At 42.7% G+C, this 20,306-nt stretch carries 12 protein-coding genes; 7 read left to right on the forward strand and 5 right to left on the reverse strand.

The window, feature by feature from the left end; genetic code table 11:
• Positions 1-39: 39 nt before the first annotated feature.
• The 4 genes from BUE31_RS20480 (at position 40) to BUE31_RS20495 (ending at position 7,125) form a co-directional block, all read left to right on the forward strand.
• On the forward strand, positions 40-3,732 hold the full coding sequence (locus BUE31_RS20480) for an Ig-like domain-containing protein (protein ID WP_143167198.1): 3,693 nt from the start codon (positions 40-42) through the stop codon (positions 3,730-3,732).
• Positions 3,729-4,730 carry a PorP/SprF family type IX secretion system membrane protein gene (locus BUE31_RS20485; RefSeq protein WP_073405710.1) on the forward strand — a complete coding sequence of 334 codons (1,002 nt, stop codon included), beginning with the start codon at positions 3,729-3,731 and terminating at the stop codon, positions 4,728-4,730. Before BUE31_RS20480 ends, BUE31_RS20485 begins: the two co-directional genes overlap by 4 nt.
• A 663-nt stretch (positions 4,731-5,393) precedes the next feature.
• Positions 5,394-6,194, forward strand: a complete 801-nt coding sequence (locus BUE31_RS20490; RefSeq protein ID WP_234997880.1) for a class I SAM-dependent methyltransferase — start codon at positions 5,394-5,396, stop codon at positions 6,192-6,194.
• Between the two features lie 13 nt (positions 6,195-6,207).
• A complete protein-coding gene (locus BUE31_RS20495) occupies positions 6,208-7,125 on the forward strand; it encodes a glycosyltransferase family A protein (RefSeq protein WP_073405712.1) in 918 nt (305 codons plus the stop codon).
• 160 nt (positions 7,126-7,285) lie between these two features.
• Here the strand turns inward: BUE31_RS20495 and BUE31_RS20500 are convergent, their stop codons facing one another.
• The 4 genes from BUE31_RS20500 to BUE31_RS20515 all read right to left on the reverse strand — a co-directional run bounded on the left by BUE31_RS20500 (position 7,286) and on the right by BUE31_RS20515 (position 13,910).
• Positions 7,286-8,689 (reverse strand): aminopeptidase P family protein, encoded by a 1,404-nt coding sequence (locus BUE31_RS20500; protein WP_073405713.1) that lies wholly within the window; start codon positions 8,687-8,689, stop codon positions 7,286-7,288.
• Between the two features lie 99 nt (positions 8,690-8,788).
• Entirely contained in the window at positions 8,789-11,971 is a 3,183-nt protein-coding gene (locus BUE31_RS20505; protein ID WP_073405714.1) for a S41 family peptidase, read from the reverse strand.
• Between the two features lie 426 nt (positions 11,972-12,397).
• Positions 12,398-13,144, reverse strand: coding sequence for a class I SAM-dependent methyltransferase (locus tag BUE31_RS20510; protein ID WP_073405715.1), 747 nt, complete (start codon positions 13,142-13,144; stop codon positions 12,398-12,400).
• Positions 13,145-13,406: 262 nt separating this feature from the next.
• Positions 13,407-13,910, reverse strand: coding sequence for a serine acetyltransferase (locus BUE31_RS20515; RefSeq protein WP_073405716.1), 504 nt, complete (start codon positions 13,908-13,910; stop codon positions 13,407-13,409).
• A 214-nt stretch (positions 13,911-14,124) separates the two neighbouring features.
• Here BUE31_RS20515 and BUE31_RS20520 point away from each other — a divergent pair, with 214 nt between their 5' ends.
• The 3 genes from BUE31_RS20520 (at position 14,125) to BUE31_RS20530 (ending at position 17,607) form a co-directional block, all read left to right on the forward strand.
• A complete protein-coding gene (locus BUE31_RS20520; RefSeq protein WP_073405717.1) occupies positions 14,125-15,393 on the forward strand; it encodes a glycosyltransferase in 1,269 nt (422 codons plus the stop codon).
• Positions 15,390-16,148 carry a glycosyltransferase family 2 protein gene (locus BUE31_RS20525; RefSeq protein ID WP_073405718.1) on the forward strand — a complete coding sequence of 253 codons (759 nt, stop codon included), beginning with the start codon at positions 15,390-15,392 and terminating at the stop codon, positions 16,146-16,148. The genes BUE31_RS20520 and BUE31_RS20525 overlap by 4 nt, the downstream gene beginning before the upstream one ends.
• A gap of 70 nt (positions 16,149-16,218) precedes the next feature.
• Complete coding sequence (locus tag BUE31_RS20530; RefSeq protein WP_083620159.1) at positions 16,219-17,607, forward strand: MutS-related protein; 1,389 nt, start codon at positions 16,219-16,221, stop codon at positions 17,605-17,607.
• 159 nt (positions 17,608-17,766) lie between these two features.
• On the opposite strand, the gene BUE31_RS20535 is transcribed toward BUE31_RS20530, so the two are convergent.
• Positions 17,767-20,298 (reverse strand): glycosyltransferase family protein, encoded by a 2,532-nt coding sequence (locus tag BUE31_RS20535; RefSeq protein ID WP_073405720.1) that lies wholly within the window; start codon positions 20,296-20,298, stop codon positions 17,767-17,769.
• Between the last annotated feature and the right edge of the window lie 8 nt (positions 20,299-20,306).

The raw sequence follows: 20,306 nt of genomic DNA on the forward strand, positions 1-20,306 counted from the left end.
ACTATTGAGCACATATACCCAAAAGCGTTTTATTTAGCTATGATAAAAAAAAGCACCCGTTATTTAACACTGCTGGTACTTTTTATATCGCTATGTTTTTGTGCCGATGCAGGTTATTTAAAGCCGGTGAAGGCTAACAGATCCGGCAAAAAATCTCCCATAAAAAGACCGGCTCCCGGGCATATTATCGCCTTTAAAATCCCACAACAAATAGGGTCCGAAGTAATTGATGAAACTAATCATTCTATTGGGATAGCGGTACACGCAGGTACAAACGTTACTGCATTGGTACCAACAATAACATTGGATCTTCCAACCTCTACCGTTAACCCAGGCTCGGGTGTTCCAAATAATTTTACAACTGCTCAACCTTACATAGTGGATGGGCTTACTTTCTATTCAGTAAATGTATTGCAGGCCAGAACGGCTACACCTATCTGTGCCGGAACACAAACAACAATACCTGGAGATCCTCCCACACCTGCGGGCATTCTCGGATGGGAAGTGCTTGATGCTGTCACAAATACATGGTCACCAGCCCCTGGCGCCAATACAAACCCTGATTATCAAACCGCAGTACTAACAAGTAACCTAAACGCGCCAAAGCTTTATACTTTCAGGCGAAGTATAACCGTAGGTGTGTTTGTAACCTGGGATTCATATACTGATCTAACAGTAAACCCAACAACGCCAATTACAGGCAATACAATAACAGCACCTCCAACGGTTACCTTTTGCGCAGGCGGCGACCCGGGAAATATTGCAGGCAATCCTGCGACTGGAGGTGACGGCACCACCTATAACTATCAATGGCAAATTTCAACAGATGGCACTAATTACAGTGATATTACCGGGGCCATTAGTCAGAGTTATGATCCACCTGCAATAACAGCCACAACATGGTATCAACGGGTTGTAACTTCGGGTACGTGTATTGCAAAATCAATTAGCATCCCGGTTAAAATAACTATACAAAATGCTTTGGCTAATAATACGATAACGCCCCCTTCCGTTGTCATCTTCTGTGCAAGCGGCGATCCCGGAAATATCGCAGGCGATCCGGTTACTGGAGGCGATGGCATTACCTATAATTATCAATGGCAGATTTCAACAGATGGTACTAACTACAATGATATTACCGGGGCCATTGGTCAGAGTTATGATCCAACGGCAATAACAGCCACAACGTGGTATCAACGTATTGTAACCTCCGGCGCGTGTATCACAAAGTCAATTAGTAACCCTGTTAAAATTACTGTGCAAAATGCTTTAGCTAATAATACGATAACGCCCCCTTTGATCAGCGTTTTTTGCGCAGGCGGCGACCCCGGCAATATTGCAGGTGATCCTGCCACAGGAGGCGACGGTATTACCTACAATTATCAATGGCAGATTTCTGCAGATGATATTAATTTCAGTGACATTACCGGGGCCATCGGCCAAAACTATGATCCGCCTGCAATAACAGCCACAACGTGGTATCAACGTATTGTAACCTCCGGCGCGTGTATCACAAAGTCAATTAGTAACTCCGTTAAAATTACTGTACAAAATGCTTTAGCTAATAATACGATAACGCCCCCTTCGGTCGTCATCTTTTGTGCCGGCGGAGATCCCGGAAATATTACGGGGGCCCCTGCCACAGGCGGGGACGACATTACCTATAATTATCAATGGCAGATTTCTACAGACGGTATTAATTTTAGTGACGTTACCGGGGCCATCGGCCAAAACTATGACCCGCCTGCAATAACAGCCACAACGTGGTATCAGCGTGCTGTAACTTCAGGGGCTTGTAATGTAAGATCATTTAGTAACCCGGTCAAAATAATCGTACAACCGCCTTTGGCAAATAATATTCTAACCCCACCGACGCCCAGCGCGTTTTGCGGATCGGGAATCCCTGGTGCTATTATTGGCAGCACACCAACAGGCGGCGACGGCCTCAACTATACTTATCAATGGGAAAGTTCTACAGATAACACAACTTTCAGTCCTGTTGCACTTAACGGTTCAGGTAAAGATTATACTCCGCCCTCTTTAAGTGTTACTATGTACTATCACCGCATCGTGGTCAAGTCGGGAACTTGCAGTATTCCCTTAATAAGCACTTCTGTCAAAATTAAAATAACCCCTCCGTTAACCGTTAATACAATTGGCTCTCCGTTAACAACAACATTTTGTACAAGCGTTGATCCGGCAATTATTCCAGGTGGCTTCCCTTCAGTTGGCGATGGGCCTAACACCTACATATACCAATGGCAAAGCTCATTAGATGGTATCAACTGGACAGATATTCCGGGCGCAAATTCAATTGATTATGATTCGCCGCCCATAAGTGTAACTACCTCTTTACGCCGTAACGTAACGTCTGGCGCCTGCACGGTTCCGTTATCAAGCAACATAGTAAAATTCACTATAATAAACAGCCCCCCCAATATATCCGCAAACCCGGTGGCGCCAATATGCTCAGGTAATAAAGCAACCATTTCTGTAGCTTCCCCTGATCCTGCCTTAACTTATTTTTGGTACACTACGCCCACTAAAGATTTTATTTTGTTTACCGGGCCGGTTTATATAACCGATCCTTTAACTGCCAGCCAAACTTTTTATGTAGAAGCTTCAAACGGTACCTGCTCAAGCCCTGTTTTAGCAAGCGCCACAGTAACGGTTAACCCTTTGCCTGCTGCACCCGCGCTGGTAACAAACCCTGTTTCCACCTGCCAGGGCGCAACGGCCGTGTTGACTATTTCAAACCCACAACCCGGGTATACTTATAATTGGTACACTACCGCTACAGGCGGAGCACCGGCATCAGCTAATACCACTTTTACAACGCAGTCCATTAATGCTAATACCACTTATTACGCCGAAGCAGTAAATAGTTCAGGTTGTGTTTCAGCAACCCGCACCCCGGTAAATGTTTCACCTATTCCGCTGGCGCAGGTAAAACTCACCGGAACTAATGTTTGCCCCGGCGAACCGGGTACTATCACGTCAGATAATACCGACCCTACTATCGATATAAACTGGTTTGCTACCCCAACAAGCACTGACATTTTGTACACCGGAAATAGTTTTATTACCCCGCCAGTTACAGCAAATACAACTTATTATGCCGAAGTTGCAAATAGCTGCGTTCCTGCCGTGCGTGCATCGGCACAGGTGCAGGTAATACAACAGTTACCCACTCCTGTGGTAAGCGTCGAGTCTGCAGTTGCACCCAACATAACATTCTGGTGGGTCTCTGTGACAGGGGCCACTGGCTATGAGGTAAGTACAGATAATGGCCAAACATTTACCGCTCCAAGCTCGGGCAGCAATGGTACAACACATACTGTTACAGGTTTACAGATAGGGCAAAGCGTTACCATTATAGTACGGGCAACCGGGGGATTTTCATGCCAGCTTAGCAGTAATTCAGCACCCGTAACCGGCACAGCCACCAATCCGCTTATCGATCAGATCTTTGTTGCCAATGCATTTACGCCAAATGGCGATGGCAAAAATGATGTTGTATATGTGCATAACGAAAATATAAAAAGCCTTAAGTTTTATGTTTATGACCAATGGGGCGAATTATTATACGTTTCGCAAAGTCAGCAAAACGGCTGGAATGGAACTTTTAAAGGAAAAACTGAGCCGGCAGGTGTGTATGTGTATTACCTGGAAGCCATTATGAACGATGGGCAACAGGTGAAGAAAAAAGGAACGATTACATTATTACGGTGAAGAAATTAATTCTATTCATATCATCAATTATACTCCAATTTGGATTGATCAGTGCTGTAAAAGCGCAGATAGATCCTCATTTTTCGCAATATTATGCTAATCCGCTGTGGCTAAACCCGGCGCTAACAGGAGTTATTGATGGCGATACCCGTATTAATGCCAATGTTAAAAACCAATGGACAGGCATCCCCAACGGCTATAAAACAAGTGCGCTTTCATTGGATTTCCGATCGGGTGAAAAGGCTGGCCTTGGTTTCAATATTTTAAACCAGTCGGCAGGTACTGCCGGGTATAATTATTTTGCGGCCTACGGTTCTTATGGATACGGTATAGCCATATCTGCCGATGGCACACAAAAGCTGCACTTTGGTATCCAGGCCGGTATAATTAACCGCAGCTTTGACCCCAGCAAGCTGCAGTTTGACGATCAGTATAATCCGATTATAGGCTACGACCCAAATACCCCCAGTTTTGAAGGTTTTGCAACAACCAGCGCAACCGTGTTTGATGCCAGCGCAGGCATATTTTATTATGACGGCGACCCTATCCACACCGCAAATGTATTTGCCGGCCTAAGTGTTGCACACCTTACCTCGCCAAAAGACCCGTTTACAACCGGGGCTATACAAAGCAGGCTGCCTGTTCGCTTTACCGCCCATGCGGGTGTTAAGATCAAAGCTTCTGACGATTGGGATGTTATTCCCCACGCTATTTATATCAGCCAGCAAACAAACACAGTAAAAGCATTGGGCGTTTATTCCGAATTAAAGTTTGAGGATGATAATGGACTGATACTCGGCGGCATGTACCGCATTGGCGATGCCGCAGTTGCCGATGTAGGCTATCACCTTAAAAACCTCGTTATCGGCCTAAGCTATGATTTTAATACATCTGCCCTGAAAAGCGCAACAAACGGACAGGGCGGTTTTGAGCTTTCGTTGGTCTATATTTTCCGCAAGAGCCCGGTTAACCCGGCTGCTGTTTGTCCTAAGTTTTAACATGTTCCCAATAATACATAAAGATAATTCTTTATTATAAATAAAATTCTTTATATTTGTACTAAGCATAAGCCTCCAGCTATTTCAAGCTTCAAAAGCGTCCGTTCGTCCGCTAAGCCCTTGGTCCCCGAACAAACGAACACCCAACAACCATAGCACTCAGGTCTTCTTATTAAATAGCAGACAAGGTCCTTTATAAAAAGGGTTATAGGAGGGATATTATCTAAAAAACTCATTTATTTTCCAGTAAAAAAAACAGCCGCATAGCTTATCACCTGGAAAATAACCAGCCTGTAATAAATAATTAAATTATACGAATACCCATAATTAAAGCCCAACAACTGGTTGTTACACCTGATCAGCTAAATTCTTACCTGGTAGAACTAAACAGTTAATAAGCCACAAACGGATAAGAAACCGGCAAAGAAATGGGTATAGTTTTCCAGGTGATTGATAGGCGGATAAAGTACCAGGAAAAAAGGAATGGCTAAACCGTCCGTCCGTTCGGGGGGCTATGGGTAAAAGAACGGACGGACGGATTTGTTATCCTAAATAGAAAATCCTGTTGAATCTGAATACTTTTACACCTCAACATGGCATACCTCTTAATACCCTGCATAAATAAATAAAACTTTACCCGTTTTAATTGCCAATAGTCTAAATTTGAACTCTGAACAATTAAGCAACACCATGCAACAATCTGCCATCAGCGATAATGTTAAAACTGCATACGACGAATTTTATCAAAAGCACGACGAGGCATGGCGGATGCTTGGCGCTAAATACAAGGCGCAGCATATTATTGATGTTTGCCGGGGCCGCATCTTTAAAAAAGTACTGGAAGTAGGCGCCGGAGATGGTAGTATCTTAAGGCTCCTTGCCGACCAGGATTTCGCGCCTGAATACCACGCAGTTGAGATCTCAGAAAGCGGTGTAGAGCATATCAAAATAAGGGATATAAAAGATCTGAGATCGGTTCAGTTGTTTGATGGCTACAAGCTGCCATTTGCCGATAATAGTTTCGATCTGATCATCCTTTCACATGTATTGGAGCATGTTGAGCATGAGCGCATTTTGCTGCGCGAGCTAAAACGGGTATCCCGCAATTATGTTATTGAGGTACCGTTAGATTATCGTACGGGGGTTGATACAAGGATAAAACACTTTCTTGCTTACGGGCATATCAATGTTTATACCCCAACCTCGCTGCGCTATTTATTAAGTACCGAAGGATTTGTTGTTGAGGATGACCTGACATCAATGATAGAACCCGAGGTAACCCGCTTTAATACCTATATCAACCAAAAGAAATCCAAAAGCGTTATTACCGATCTGAAGATCACAGCGGAGTACACCGTTAAAAACAGCCTTGGGAAAATTTTCGGTAAAAAGCTGAACGAACAATTAGCAAACGCTTATACCGTTCTTTGTAAAAAAGCCGACCAACATCTCGAAATATTCTGATCTGCCAATATAAATGCAAAACCTTGCCCCGATAGCCCTTTTTGTTTACAACCGGCCCGAGCATACGCGCCGCACTTTAAATTATTTGCAAAAAAATTTACTGGCGGATGAATCCCGGCTGTTCATATTTTCGGATGCCCCGAAAACGGATGATGACAAGGCAAAAGTTGAGCAGGTAAGGCAACTGATCAAAGAGGTATCGGGCTTTAAATCGGTTAAAATAATTCTTCGTAAAGAAAACCTGGGGCTTGCAAATTCCATCATCAGCGGCGTTACCCAACTGGTTAATGAATATGGCAAGATCATTGTTTTTGAGGATGACCTGCTTTCATCGCCCCACACCCTGCAATATTTTAATGAAGCCTTAACCCATTATGCCACTGAAGAAAAGGTAATGCACATTGGCGCCTACATGTATGAGCTGGCTGATAAAAAGCTGCCGCAAACCTTCTTCTTCCGCGCTGCTACCAGCTGGGGCTGGGCAACCTGGGCCCGTGCCTGGAAAGATTTTGAGGACGATGTGGACGTGCTGCTTAACCAGTTCGACAAACATAAAACCGACCAGTTTTCCATCAACGGCACCATGAATTTCTGGAAACAGCTGATTGGATTTAAGGCTGGCAAAAACGATTCGTGGGCCATCCGTTGGTACGCTTCTATATTTTTAAAAGGTGGTTTAACTTTAAATCCGTCCACCTCTCTTATTCAAAATATTGGTAACGATGGCAGCGGCGTACATTCAAATAAAGAGAGCATGTACCAGGTGCGCATAGCCAAAGCCGCCATCAAACATTTCCCAACCGAAATAAAAGAGGATCAGCAAGCTTATGCCGCAATCAGGCATTTCCTCAAAAACCGCAAAGGCAGCCTCCTAAAACGCGGACTAAGGTTTGTTAAGCAATTGCAGGCAAAGTATTTGGTGAAGAAATAGCACACCTTTCATTATTATTATTAAACTATGTCATTGCGAGCGATAGCGCGGCAACCTCGTAGCTATGCATTTACGCATTGCAAGGTCTACACTGTTCTATTCGCTTTGTATAGCTACGGGGTTGCTTCACTCGTACCTCGTTCGCAATGACAAAGGGGTGTTAGCTTTTTAGAGCTTCTATCTCCCCCAACGTCTTCGGCAAGTATTTACCAAGCAGCTTACTTCCTGTATCGGTTATCAAAAAGTTATCCTCAATCCTTATCCCGCCAAAATCGCGGTAGGTGTTCAGCACATCGTAATTGATAAAATCGTCATATTTATTTTCAGCTTGCCAGCGGTCAATCAGCTCGGGGATAATATAGATCCCCGGTTCAACCGTAAGCACAAACCCGGCTTCCAGCTCACGGCCTAAGCGCAATGATTTAAGCCCAAATATGGAGGTTTCTTTTTTAAGTGCATCAGTATAGCCAACATATTGCTCGCCAAGGTCTTCCATATCATGGGTATCCATCCCCAGCATATGGCCCAGGCCGCATTGAAAGAACATGGTATGCGCGCCTGCTTCAACGGCTTCGGCAGCATCCCCTTTCATAATGCCAACATCTGTTAACCCTTCAACCAGTTTCTGGCAGGCTGCCAGGTGAATATCCTTATAACGCACACCCGGCTTCAGCATGCCGATAGCATGATCCATGGAGTTCAGCACCACATTATATAATTCCTTTTGTCTATTGGTAAAGCTTTTGCCAACGGGAAAAGTACGGGTAAGGTCGCCGCCGTAATGCATGGCGTTTTCAGCGCCAATGTCGCTTAACACCATCCGGCCTTCCTGTAAAGTATTGCCGTAATAATGGGTGTGGAGCGTTTGTCCGTAAGTAGTGATGATTGCCGGGTAGCCTAAATGTGCGTTGTTTGCAATGGCAACTTCGTGAGCTTTGGCAACCAGCTCATATTCCTTAATGCCGGGGCGGGTATGTTTTATAACCGCCAGTTCCATATCAACACTAATGTTTACCGCTTTTTCCAGTTCAGCCACTTCAAGCGGCGTTTTTATTACACGCTGTGCAATTACAGCTTTTGTAAGCTTTACAGAAACGTATTTGGCAATATCAGCCAGGCTGGTGTTTAGCCAGGCTGCCAGCTTAATTTTATTTTCGGGGCGATAAGGCGGCAAAATACGCACCTGCCTGCCCGATGTCATGGCTTTATGAATGTAATGCGTTATCTGATCGTAAGATTTGGTTTGTGTAACCCCAACCATGCCTGCCATTTCACTAACAGTTGGCAGGGTGCCTGTCCAAACAATATCATCAATGGTCAGTTCATTACCGAAGATCACTTCTTCGCCTGTATCGGTATCAATAATGGCTGCCAGTCCGTGCGTATCCAGCCCGAAATAATAAAGAAAACTGCTATCCTGCCTAAACAGGTAGGTATTATCCTTATAATTCATGCTGCTATCCTCGTTACCCATTAACAGGATGATGCCGTCATGCCCAATATTTTGTTTTAAAACGTCTCTGCGATTTGTATAAACCTGTTTGTCAAAAAGGTGAAGTTCCATGCCACAAATATAGACACGATTAAAGAATTTTAGGGATTTTCAGGATGCTTAACAAATAAAAATTCAATCCTGTCAATCCCTCAAATCCCTAAATCGTGTTCATTTCAACTCTTTCATTATCTCCTCAATCGCCCTGTCAAGCTGCGGATCTTTATTTTCCAATCTGTCAGTAAAGCTGGTTTTCACATAAATATCCGGGCTTACACCGTTTTTCTCAATATCTTTTCCATCCAAAGTAAAACACCCCCATGCCGGGATGCGGTAAAATGAGCCGTCAACCAGGCCTTTCCCGCTGGTAAAAATTATCCAGCGGTAGGTTTCCGTACCAATTATCTTGCCCAGTCCCAAAGTTTTAAAGCCTTGTGCCGTCATTTCGCCATCGCTTAACGTTTGTTCATTCATCAAAAGTATTATCGGCTTTCCTGATGGGGCAAAATTGGGCTGCGGGCTCTTTTTCCCGTCACGATATTGCCATTGCAGGTATGGCTTTTGCGATAAAAACCTAAGCACGGCATCGTGTACATTACCACCGGTATTGTAACGCAGATCCAATATCAGCGCATCCTTTTTGTAGGCGTCATCAACCATATCCTCCAAAAATGTTTCCAGCGAACCGCTACCCATATCCTTCATGTATGAATAAGCTATCCGCCCCTTGCTTTTTTCGGTTACCGCGGCCCGGTTTGCATCTATCCAACTATCGTAAAGGTCATCAGTTAATGAATGGCTTTCTTCCGGGTGAAGTTTTGCCACTGCCTCTTTACCAGCACGGTCAAAAGTTAATTCTATCTCTTTATCCTGCGATGGCTTGGTAAAGTAAATATTCCTGTCTTGTTTTTCATCGACAAGCTGTCCGTTCACAGCTTTCAGGCGGTCGCCGGCCTTTACATCTATCCCAGCTTTGTCGGCATTGCTATTTTTTAGTACTGTTGCCACTTTGTAAGGGTCATCATTATCAAATATTACGCCTGTTTCCATGGTGGTATAGTTCAGGGTTTTATGCTCCTCGCTTCCGTTCGAGAAAAAGCCCTGGTGCGAGGAGTTAAGCTCGCCCAGCATATCATTCAGCAGGATCCGAAGATCTGCCCTGTTGTTTACATAGGGCAGGTAAACGCTGTAGCGGTCGTGCATTTTCTTCCAGTCGGTTCCGTGGAAATCGCCATCATAATAATTCTCTTCCAGCCCGGCCCAGGCTTCGTCAAACATCTGTTTAAATTCACCGGAAAGATTCCGGTCAAACTTATAGCCGATGTCTATTTTATCCATTTTGTTATTGTCGATATTCAGGGTGTATACATTGCCATCAGCCAAGGCATAAAATTTATCGCCTGCCGCAACAATATCATAGCCGCGCACATCATCGCTAACCTTTTCCGTTTTATTATCCTCAAATGGCTGGATGGTTGTTCGGTACAGCGCCCCTTTGCCTTCGGCATGATTGGACACAAAAAACACCAGCGTTTTTTCACCTTTCTGTATTACAATTGGCAATCGCTGGGTGCCAAAATCCGGGCTGATCTGCTCCAGCCGCTTCATAATATCGTCCGTATTGATCACAATATCCTCAGGTGGTTTTGGTACAGGCTGTTCAGACAACGGTTTTTTCTTTGTGTTTACTTTTTTGTCCTTATCCTTTTTATTATTTGTGCTGTCCTTCTTTTCTTCTTTGAACAACTCCCTTAATTTATCCATGCGAAATGCGTCATCAAACTTTTGAAGCGGCATCCGGTAAATGTGAGCATCGCCTCCGCCTGTAGGATACGCTGGTTGCGTACGTGCCGAAGTAAAATAAATATACTTCCCATCCGGCGACCAATATGGCTGGGTTTCCGTTACCCCGCTATTGGTAAGGTTTATTGTTTTGTTTGAGTTGATCCCATAAATAAATATATCCTGCTCAAAATTTCGATAAGCGGTATACGCCACATATTCCCCATTCGACGAAATAAAAGGTTGCGAATTTTCAAATCCCCAGATCTCATCAGTAGTAACTGTTTTAATTTCCAAACTTTTAAGGTCAATCAACCTCACCTCGTTCCTGCCACTCAAATAAACACCTTTGGTATGTTCTTTATTTACAGTTATTGCCCTGTTGCTTGCCTTATCGCTGGTTATTTGTTTTTCCTTCCCCGGCTTATCCGCAGCAATGGTGTACCAGTTAGTATAACCGCCAAGTGTCTGGCTAAACAACAGCGATTTATTATCAGGCAGCCATTTTACATCGGTAACCCGCTCGGTATTACCACGCTCAATCCTGCTTATAAATTTGCCTTCCACATCGCTCACAAAAAGCTCACCACGACTTACAAAAGCCATTTTCTTTCCATCTACCGATACATCCATCGCTTCAATTTTGCCCTTCACATCAAATTCGTTCTGTTTGCCAAGCACATCATTGCGCGAGATGGTGAAATTCAGTTTTTGTGTTTGCTTTGATGCCACATCATATATATAAAGCTGGTAATCTTTTTCAAACACCACCTTTTCGCCATTGGCGCTTACAAAAGGCCGTTTAATTGAGGTGGGATACTGGGTAAGGGCTGTTTTTTTACCATCAATAAATGTGTACAGGTTATATTCGCTATTGCCTTCGTCTGATACAAAATAGATATTACCTTTTTGGTCAAGTGATGCCCAAAAATCTTTACCTGCCCAGTCTGTATATTGTTTGTAGGCTTTGGTTTTAGGATTGTATGACTGGATATCCGGATTATACGCGCCTTTATAGTGCTTGCGCTGTTCAAAAATATAACTTTCCCAGGTGTTGCTAAAAAACAGCTCGCCGGTTTGCGGATGCTCAAACACGCCATGAATGGTATTAAAATAATTCCCAAAAACCCGGGTTGGCGTACCGCCATTCAAGCCAATTGTATATTCGCTGAACATGTTATACCTGTTGGATGTGAAATAGACCGACTTTGAATCCCAGCTCCATGAATCAACCTCATCGCTTGCGCTGTGAAAGGTAAGCTGTTTGATCTCACCACCGGCAATAGGCATCACGTATACATCATTATTACCAAACTGGTTTGATGAAAACGCCAGCCACTTTCCATCCGGAGATACCCGTGGCCTGGTTTCCTCGCCCTGCATGGCCGTTATTCTTGATGCAACGGGGTTGTTAATATCAGCCTTCCACAAATCGCCCTCGTAACTAAAAATTACGGTTTTACCATCAGGGGTAAGCGTTGGGTACGATGTAAAATAAGTTTCAGTGGCTTGTGCTTTGGCAAAGTTTTGGAGAAAGGCTATCGAAAATAACAGCAGGTAAATTTTTTTCATATGAATTACATTCAATTAATGTAAAGACGCAAGATTGATCGCGTCTGTGTCAGAAAATATAAATTTTTCGTTAAAGTACTATTTTACAGTCTTCGAAACAATATAAAGAATAGAGCTTTTTAAATATGAATGGGATTATCTGTGGTGTGCATAACATTCACGTGCAGGCCTGCGACCTGCACTGGTGGATGTCACCCCTTCGGGGCTTAGGAATATTTTCTTCTCAATTTCCTGGCCTTGAAAGGACCCAACACATCAGCACTGGGCAACGCCCTGTGATATATAAAATGTAAAAACTGCGAACTGCGCTGGCTGATGTCACCCCTTCGAGGCTTAGGAATATTTTCTTTTCGATTTCCCTGGCCCTGAAAGGGTCCAACACATCAGCGCAGGGCAACGCCCTGCGATACAGAGAACAGCAAAACGTTATTTTATCGCCTTTAAAACAATATAAGGCGATAACGATTTGCTCTCAACAGGCACAATCCTTGTAGCAATTTTACCCGCAACCCAAATAGCCTTCACTATTGCTTTTGCAACCTTGCTTTGTTCTGCCTTATTTTCCAGCCAAACAGTAAACCGGCCATGGTAATAAGCTTCAATTTCCTTTAGGCCCAATTGCTTGCAGCTATCTTTTAAAAGCTGCAGATCCATGCTGCTGATGTTGTGCTTATCGTAATTCTCCTTGTCGAATTTACGCTGCACCCAGCCGTTAACACTTTTAAAATTCGGCAGGGTGATAAACAATACACCGCCTGGCTTTAAAAATTGCAGGTGGGTTTCAATAATAGCTTTGGTATCATTAAAATGTTCTATCAATCCAAAAGAAAGCACCATATCGTAAAGTTTTTCGGGCTGGTAGCTAAACAGGTCGGCCTCAATAATATTGATATCACCGGGTTTCAGTCCGTTTTTTTCAAGCAGTTGATTGATTAGCTCCTGGTGGATATAATAATCAAACAGTGTGGTATCCAGCTTTTGATACTTTTTTAAATAAGTAGCATAATAACCCGGGAACCCACCCAGCTCAATAGCATTTTTAATGTTTTTTTCCGCGATCAGCTTAGCCAGGATATCACCAAAAACATAGTTCGGTTTTATATAAAATATAAGCCCTTTTCGCGATTCCCAAAAGGCCTTCCAGAATGAGCGGTCGGTTAAATTTTGTTCCATTAATTATAATTCGATGTCCGAATAAATTTATATTTCCTTTCCCCACCTCTTTCCGCCGCAGGCGAAGAGAGAGGTCGACCAGCGTAGCGTCGTCGGGTGAGTCAACTGTGCGCCATGCATTGACGCTAATATCGCGCGCTGAGTTTACTCACCCGGTCATTGCTGCGCTCGACCTGCCCTCTCTTCCGCAAGCGGTAAAGAGGGCAGAAAAAAATATATTATATATTCCCCCTCCAAAAATCCACGTCTTGGCAGAGATTATTTATTTCTTCTCCAATACCCTCGCCGGGTTCCCCACCGCCACACAATCAGCAGGCACATCTTTAGTAACTACAGATCCTGCACCAATTACCACATTATCACCAATAGTTACACCGCCAATAATACAAACATTAGCGCCAATATCCACATTGTTACCTATTCTCGGGCACGCACTAAAGCTGCCATCAGCCAGTTTTTTGTGGCCGATAGTGGTGCCATTCCGCAACACACAGTTTTCGCCTATAATTGTTCCCTTATTAACCACCAGCGCCTGCCCGTGATATAGCGACAAGCCTTTGCCGATAGTTAATTTGCGCGGCAGCTCAATCCCTAAATGCCATTCCACAAAAAAACGGTAAAGCATAAAATAAGGGAAGAATATGATTTTGGTGAGGGTATAACGGTTAAAAACCATTACCAAACGAAACATAAACAAAACCAATTGTGCTTTAAAATTTTGCCGGTTGGCGCTCCAATCCTGGAATAAATAAGCAAAAAAGTTCATTTTCTCTATGGTCGTTTTTTGTTGATTGATGGGAATGCACCAAAAATTGTAGCTATTTTTCTTTCTCTGTTATCTCTGTGCCTTCTCCGCGCCCTCTGTGGTTAATCCCCAGCCGCAAAGTACACAAAGCAACGCAGAAGCTTTTCAATCCCTTTCAAAAGTAAAGTTTTCATTTTAGAATTGTTATAATTGCTGCGATAAATAGCGCCACCACATGAAAGTAACTCTAATTAATACAGCTGATGCCGGGGGTGGCGCACCCGCAGCCTGTATGCGTTTGCTAAAAGCGCTTGAATTAAAGCAGGTTGATGTTAGGCTACAGGTACAGGATAAAAAGACAGGTGAGCCGCGTGTTGATAGTATCGCGGATAGTTCGTTCGGGAGACTTAAAGCAAAATTCAACTTTTTTTATGAGCGGTTACCGTTTATCTGGTTTAAGGCAAAGGATAAATCAGTACGCTTTGCATTTTCAACTGCGGATGCCGGGACTGATATCAGCAATCAGCCGGATATTTTAAGTGCTGATGTTTTGCACTTGCATTGGACAAATTCCGGTTATCTCTCCATAAAAAACCTAAAACAATTATTTGAATCGGGTAAACCAGTGGTATGGACACTGCACGACATGTGGGCTTTTACCGGCGGCTGCCATTATTCAGACGAATGTGATCACTATATTAATCAATGTGGCAATTGCTGGATGTTGCGTGATGCCAGCGACAGTGATCTTTCATTTAACGGATGGCTGCGTAAAAACGATATGCTAAAGACTGCAAAGAATGTGGTTTTTGTTACCTGCAGCCACTGGCTAGCTGATGTTGCCCGCACAAGCTTCCTGTTAAAAGGCTTTCGCATTGAAACTATCCCCAATCCTATTGATACCGCAATATTTTCGGCTAAGGACAATATTACTAACAGAACTAAATGGGGCATTAACCCAAAATCAAAGATAATCCTGTTTGGCGCCGCTAATATTATGGACAGGCGTAAAGGCCTCCCTTACCTGGTAGAGGCGTTGAATCACCTTAAAAATAATTATCCTGATGTACAGGACGTTGAGATAGTGATCTTTGGAAAAAATAAATCTTTTGATACCAGCCTGTTCCCTTTTAAGGTGTACGAAGTGGGCATCATTAGTTCACAAGCCGACCTTGCAGCGCTTTACAGCCTCGCTGACGTGTTTGTTTCGCCAGCGATAGAAGACAACCTGCCTAATACCGTTATGGAAGCACTGGCCTGCGCAACACCAGTGGTCGCCTTTAATACCGGCGGCATCCCTGACATGGTTGAGCATTTGCAAAACGGATACCTTGCGGAGTTTAAATCAGCAACTGATTTTGCTGCCGGCATCCATTATGCTTTAAAGCCTGAACATAAGGAAAATCTTGCGGCAAACGCCCGTCAAAAAGTATTGAATACTTTTACCAATGAAAAAGTTGCAGAGCAATATATGGCTGTTTATAATTCAATATTAAACAAATGACAGCCTTTGCACCCACCCTCTCCGTAATAACCATTGTTTACAACAACGCAAGGGATATTGAACGCACTATGCTTTCGGTGCTCAACCAAACCTATCCAAATATTGAATACATTGTTATTGATGGTAAATCAACTGACGGCACCATGCAAATCATCGAAAAATATAAAAGCCGCATTGCCAAGCTCATTAATGAAAAGGACGAGGGCATATATGATGCCATGAACAAGGGCCTGGCCATTGCCACCGGGGATTATGTAATATTTATGAATTCAGGCGATGAGTTTTTTGAACCTGTTACCGTTGAGAAAGTATTTGCCACAGCTCCCGATGCGGATATCTATTACGGAGAAACCGAAATGATAAACGATGAAAGACAAAGCCTTGGGCAACGTCGTCATATAGCGCCAAAACAATTTACCTGGCGCGGTTTCAAATACGGCATGAGCATAAGTCACCAGGCTATCTATATCCGCCGTTCCTTAACGGAACCCTACAATCGTAATTACCAACTAAGCGCCGACATCGATTGGATCATCCGTGCAGCAAAAAAAGCAAAAACAATAGTCAATGTAAACCGGTATGTTGCCAAATACCTGGTTGGCGGCATGTCAAAAACCAAACACCGCCAAAGCCTGCAGGAACGGTTTAATATTATGAAGCAATACTACGGCCTCATTCCTACCGTTTTAAATCACTTTGTCATCGCTTTTAATTTGGGCTGGTATTGGCTGAAGAACAAGCGGACGAATGATTGATTTAGGTTGAAAGGGTTGGAGTGGTTATAAAAGCGCAGGGCATCGTGGCCATCCTTAAATCCTAAAAATCATGGTTCAGACAAAAGAAAATCTAACAGAATCTTCAACAGAACCTTACCCGATGTCCGCATTCGAAATTGACAGGCAAACAATTGATGACCTGGGGATCTTTTCGGAGGCCGGGAGCGCAAACTCTGTTTTTTCTTTTTTCGATCACGTAAAAACCATAGGCGGCCAAAAAAAGCTGATGCAAATGATGGAAACGCCATCGCCCGATATTAAGGTACTTACCTCGCGCCGCAACTGTATTCGATTTTTTTATGATAATCCCTTAATATTCGATATTGACAGGCGAAGCCTTGACTTTATAGACCATTACCTTGGTTTTGGAGCCAAGCCTTTTAGCACCAATTATATAGATGCCGCTTTAAAAGGATTGAATTACAAGTTTAACACTGATAACAATTATTATGTGGTATCACAGGGTTTGAATGATGTAATCAAGCTGCTGCGGATCTTGTGGGTCGTTTATAAAGAATTATCCGGTAAAAAATGCCCGGTACATATCAACAGCATTGTTAATACCCTGGAAGAATTCCTGTTAAAGAAATCTATTGAAAAGATAATATTTTTGGATGCTGATAAAAACCTCAATTATTTCCAGGTTGCTAATTATGATACACTGTTCAGAAAAGAGGAGTTGCAGGCATTAAAAGAGGTAATTAATATTGTTTATGAGTTGGATGTTTACATAGCAGTTGCCAAAGCAGCTAAAATGCATAACTTTTGCTTCCCGGAATATTATACAGATAAGGGCGCCTTTGTAAGCATTGCCGGCCTATATCATCCGGCTATTAAAAATGCAGTTAAAAACAGTGTGCTGATTGAGCAGGAAAAGAACCTTATGTTTTTAACCGGTGCAAATATGGCAGGTAAGTCATCATTTTTAAAAGCGTTGAGCCTTTGCATATATCTTGCGCATATTGGTTTCCCTGTACCAGCCGCCAACATGCAGACAAATGTGTTTAACGGATTAATCACCACCATTAACCTGTCTGATAACATTGGTAACGGTTACAGTCATTATTACAGCGAGATAAAAAGGGTAAAGGAAACCGCTCAAAAAATTCTTGAACGCAATAACCTATTCATCATTTTTGACGAATTGTTCCGTGGGACCAATGTTAAAGATGCTTATGATGCATCACTTGCTACTATTAACGCGTTATCCGCCATCAAAAACAGCGTATTTTTAATTTCCACTCATATTGTTGAGATCGCATCAGCAATTAAACACTTGCCGAATATTTCATTTCAATATTTTATCGCCCGGATTGATAATGGCAAGCCTGTTTTTGAATATAAAATGAAAGAAGGTGTTTCTTCGGAAACACTTGGTTTTTATATTTTCAAGAATGAAGGAATTTTGGAGATCCTGGAAAAGGCGGCGAAGGGGTAGATTTTGGAATGATTGTTTTTGAACCATGATTTACCTGATTAAAGGATTCGAGATGGAGATTTGACAACTTTTAAAAAGTTGTCAAATCTAGTTTCCTTAAAATCATCAAATTATATATCCCGATAATCTTTAAATCCTATGAATCATAGTTTAAAAACCTTATGCTTTCCTAGCCGGTGATTTTTTTGGCTCAGGTGTCGGTTTCTGAGATTCTTCCTTCATTTTCTTTACTCCTGAAAAAGCAGCTCCGCCCAATGCCAGGATCAGCAATACTGAACCTGCAAGTGAAATCTTTTCGCCGGTATAATATGATGCCGGGTGGAAAACGAATTTAATTTCGTGGTTTCCTACCGGGATCTGTGCGGCACGTAAAACATAATCGGCGCGGAAGTATGGTTTTTCTACACCATCAATAAGCATGGTCCAGCCTTTTTCGTAATATATTTCAGAGAATACTGCAATTTTTGAGCTGGTAGCACCACTTTTATACACTAAAGTATCCGGACTATAGCTTACCAGTTTAATAGTACCGCTGGTATCAGCATCCAATTGCTTTTCATCTATCAGCTTTTTATAACGTTGATCAACAATTGCTTCGTCTTTTGGTGCAAAGCTGCTAATAGCCTGCATTTCCTGGTCGCTGTTTACCGCATATTTTACGCTTTTTACAAACCACGCATGTCCGCAAGCTGATGGGTTGGCCTGCATTGTTAAGTTCTGTGATTTATCAGTTGTAATAACATACTTTGTATTCAGCATATCCAGCACATCATGATTTGGCGGATTTTGCATGATCTGGCCATCCATCAATTCGTCATATCTTTTTAAGCGCGCTGCCGAGTAACCCCCAATTGATTTATGAAAAAACGGATTGAAAGTATCCGATTTCAAGGCTTCAAGCTGGGTAGCGTCAAATACGCGGAAATTAGGGTCGGTATCCCTCGAGATAAAATTATCAACTTCACGCGGTTTTACCTGGGCATCCTGCTTATCGGCAAAATTGGCTTCTTTCAAATAACGTTTATCTACCTGCCACATATCAATTACTATCAGGCCAAATAAAGCCAGTGACAATAAGGTAACACTCAGTTTTTGTTTGATGAATGCCCAAACTATCCCAAAAGTTAATACGATAAATATTAACGAGCGAATGGCATCTGCACGTTCAAGGCTTATTCTGTCGATAACAATTGCATTCGCTACCGTGTTAGCCATTGCAGCGTCGCCTTTAAGCGCCTGGGTAAGGTAAGTTATCCCCTGTTGAAAATCACTTGGCTTAAAGCTTAAAATAAGCGTTGGCAAAGCAATTAATACTAATACAATACCGCCAACAATATAAAGTGTAAGCTTTAGCTTTTTAAATATAACTTTCTTGTCTGTTGTATTTACTATCTCCTGGATCCCTAAAAATGCCAGGATCGGGAAACAAATGCTGGTAACAGCAATTATCGATTCAACCGTGCGGAATTTATTATAAAGCGGGAAATAGTTAAAGAACAGGTCAGATACATAAGGCCAGTTGCCACCGAAGGATAACAGCAAGGTTAATATTACGGTCCCCAGGATCCACCATTTCAACCTGCTTTTTACTATCAGTAAACCGAATAGGAACAGGAAGCAAATTACAGCGCCAAAGTAAAACGGACCACTGGTTGATGGCCTCTTTTCACCCCAATAGGTAAAAAGCCCGGGAAAACTATTAGAAATTTGTAGCGCATAAGTACTTGCCTGGTCTGCAGCAAGTCCTTTATCCGTAAATACTTTTGCCACCGCCGAATTTTGATCAAGCAGATTATTGTAAGTAGGGCCGCCGTATGCATTAGGAATCAAAAAAGTAAAACATTCGCCAACACCCTGACTGTACTGGTACGCATAATCTTTGCTTAAGCCATTTCCAGGTTCCTTGGTGTTTTTGGTTAAGTTTGATTGTCCCCTGTAGCTATCTTTACTATATTCTGCTGTGCTCCATAACAGCGATGCATTTATAGCCACAGCCAACAACGTAGCAACAGCCAAATAACCTATTGATTTTAAAAATGCCGGAGTAGTTTTTGCTTTAACAGCATGATACAATTCCATACCGATTAGTATCAATAAGGCCAAAAGCAGGTAATACGTCATCTGGATATGGTTGGCCCTTATTTCCATGGCCATAAAAAGCGCAGTTAATGCCCCGCCGGTTAAGTATTTGCCCCGTAGCGTTAATAAAATACTTGCTATTAAAGGCGCAAAAAATGCAATCGCAAACGCCTGGTTGGAGTGCCCCGCAACAAGCAGGATAATATTATAGGATGAAAAGGCAAATGCAAAAGCACCGGCAGCTGCCAGCCATGGATTTAGTTTTAAAACGATGAATAAAAAGTAGGTGCCAAATAATAGGATCAGCACGGTATCAATAGGGTTTGGAAAAATTGCTTTTAATGCGGAAATAACATGTGTGGTAATGTTATCAGGATAAGGTGCCCAGATCTGGAAAACAGGCATCCCGCCAAAAATTTGGTTCGTCCACAAAATAGTGATCCCTTTGTCCCTGTAATCATTAATTTCTTTTTGGGTGGATTGCGCGCCGGTTACGTCAGCCTGTCCTAATGTTTTACCCTGGAAAGCGGGTGTAAAATAAATAAAGCATATTACAAAGAATATTGCACCTACTAAAAAGTGAATGCCGTTCCGCTTAAACCAATTGTTCATCTAAATTT

The sequence above is a fragment of the Mucilaginibacter sp. OK098 genome, assembly GCF_900142915.1.
GTDB lineage: Bacteria > Bacteroidota > Bacteroidia > Sphingobacteriales > Sphingobacteriaceae > Mucilaginibacter.